Raw genomic sequence first — 1,021 nt, 5'->3', positions numbered from 1 at the left:
TGGACGTCCGACGTAGTCGGCGACTCCCTCGGTGAGCCACACCGGCGCATCGGCGGCGGTGTCGGGCCGGGCCGCGTAGTGAAAGAGCTCGTGGCGCAACACGGTCCGCAGATCGGTGTCGGTCATCGTGCCCGCGTTCGGGGAGAACATGATGCGTTCGGGGGTGGCGGTGGCCGCGACGTCGGCGCCGCCGCCGGCCAGGACCGCGAACTGCTCGGCCGACCCGGCGACGACCACGGAGATGTCGCGACGCCAGTGCGGACCCCAGAACGCGGTGACCGCTTCGGTGGCGGCGGGCAACTCACCGGCGATGCGCTCCAGCAGCGCGGTGCCGCCCGGGGCGCCGAGGTCGACGAGCTGGGCGGTGCGACCGTCGGGGGTCTCCACGGTGAGCGGGGCCGGCGAGGCCGACTGCGTATACGACACCGGGGCGGCTACCTGCGGACCGGCCGGGACCGCAGTCGGGTTGCTCACCAGCAGTACCGCGCAGACCAGTTCCGCGCCCAGCACCGCACCCACCTTGCGGCGGGTGCCGGCGGACGTCCCGGAACGGGCGGACGTGTCAGTACCGGCGGACGTTGTAGATCGGCGCATTGTCCACCGGCGCGACCCGCACCGGTGTGCCGTAGGTGGAGGCGTGCACCATCATTCCGTCGCCGATGTAGATACCGACATGCGACGCATCGGAGTAATAGGTGACCAGGTCGCCCGGCTGCATTTGCTCCCGGGACACCGGCTGTCCGCCGCGGGCCAGCGCCTGGCTGGAATGCGGCAGCGAGATGCCGGCCTGCTGGAACGACCACATGACCAGGCCGGAGCAGTCGAACGCGCTGGGGCCGGAGCCGCCCCACGAGTAGGGCGACCCGATGCGGCTCAGCGCGGCCTGGATGACCGTGGTGGACGCGGGCGATCCGGGCTGCGCGACGTCACCGGGCGGGATGGCCCCGGGGACCGGAGGCGCAGCCAACACGGCCGGGTCCTGGCCCGGCGGCACGGGCGCGGCGGCGGGCACCGGCGGAGG

Annotated in this window: 2 protein-coding genes; both read right to left on the bottom strand. The window is 73.3% G+C overall.

The genetic code is table 11. From position 1 onward, the window contains the following. A partial coding sequence (locus MVA01S_RS29960) for a peptidase (protein ID WP_306307765.1) occupies positions 1 to 510 on the bottom strand: 510 nt, incomplete at its 3' end. 52 nt (positions 511 to 562) lie between these two features. Then, on the bottom strand, positions 563 to 1,021 hold a 459-nt coding region (locus MVA01S_RS29955), incomplete at its 5' end, for an NlpC/P60 family protein (RefSeq protein WP_169801794.1).

The organism is Mycolicibacterium vaccae NBRC 14118 = CIP 105934 (genome assembly GCF_001552715.1).
GTDB classification, from domain to species: domain Bacteria; phylum Actinomycetota; class Actinomycetes; order Mycobacteriales; family Mycobacteriaceae; genus Mycobacterium; species Mycobacterium vaccae.
Note: the sequence above shows the minus strand (reverse complement) of the source record. Positions and strands in the feature narration are given on the sequence as shown.